Here is a 1,012-nt window from a genome sequence, read left to right on the forward strand (position 1 = left end):
GTGAAGCGGATTCGCCAGGATTCGTGGATACAACCTTGAAATACCGCCCTTTCTGTATTCGGTTTCTAACTCCGCAGAGCGGAGGACATTGTTTGGTGGGTAGTTTGACTGGGGTGGTCGCCTCCAAAAAGGTAACGGAGGCTTTCAAAGGTAAGCTCAGTACGCTTGGTAACCGTACGTGGAGTGCAATGGCAAAAGCTTGCTTGACTGTGAGGCCTACAAGCCGAGCAGGGTCGAAAGACGGACATAGTGATCCGGTGGTTCTGTATGGAAGGGCCATCGCTCAAAGGATAAAAGGTACTCTGGGGATAACAGGCTGATCTCCCCCAAGAGCTCATATCGACGGGGAGGTTTGGCACCTCGATGTCGGCTCGTCACATCCTGGGGCTGGAGAAGGTCCCAAGGGTTGGGCTGTTCGCCCATTAAAGTGGCACGCGAGCTGGGTTCAGAACGTCGCGAGACAGTTCGGTCCCTATCTGTTGTGGGCGTTGGAAGTTTGAGTGGATCTGTCCTTAGTACGAGAGGACCGGGATGGACTGACCGCTGGTGAACCAGTTATGCCGCCAGGTGTACGGCTGGGTAGCTACGTCGGGAATAGATAAGCGCTGAAAGCATCTAAGTGCGAAACTAGCCACGAGATGAGACTTCCTTATAGGGTCGTAGTAGATGACTACGTTGATAGGCTACAGGTGTAAAGGTTGAGAGACCAAAGCTGAGTAGTACTAATAGCCCGAAGCTTTCCAATGCGGATAGAATCTGTTGTCTTCTTCTTACGTTCTATTTTTTCTTTCAATAGTATGTCAATTAGTACAGAGTATGGAGAATTGAGTACAGAGTATACATACTCACTACGCAATACACATTACTCACTACTAACAAAAACTTTGGGTGCCTATATCGGCGGTGTTCACCTCTTCCCATTCCGAACAGAGCAGTTAAGCCCGCCCGAGCCGATGGTATTGCCGTAACAGGTGGGAGAGTAGGTCGGTGCCTTCTTTTATTAAACAACAAA

2 rRNA genes are annotated in these 1,012 nt (G+C 49.7%); both read left to right on the forward strand.

Features of this window, described 5'->3' with window-relative positions:
* Positions 1 to 745 (forward strand): 23S ribosomal RNA (locus H8B04_RS16835); the annotation flags it as partial.
* A 139-nt stretch (positions 746 to 884) separates the two neighbouring features.
* Positions 885 to 996 (forward strand): 5S ribosomal RNA (gene rrf, locus H8B04_RS16840).
* Positions 997 to 1,012 lie beyond the last annotated feature (16 nt).

This window comes from Sphingobacterium litopenaei, assembly GCF_014692495.1.
Classification (GTDB): Bacteria; Bacteroidota; Bacteroidia; order Sphingobacteriales; family Sphingobacteriaceae; genus Sphingobacterium; species Sphingobacterium litopenaei.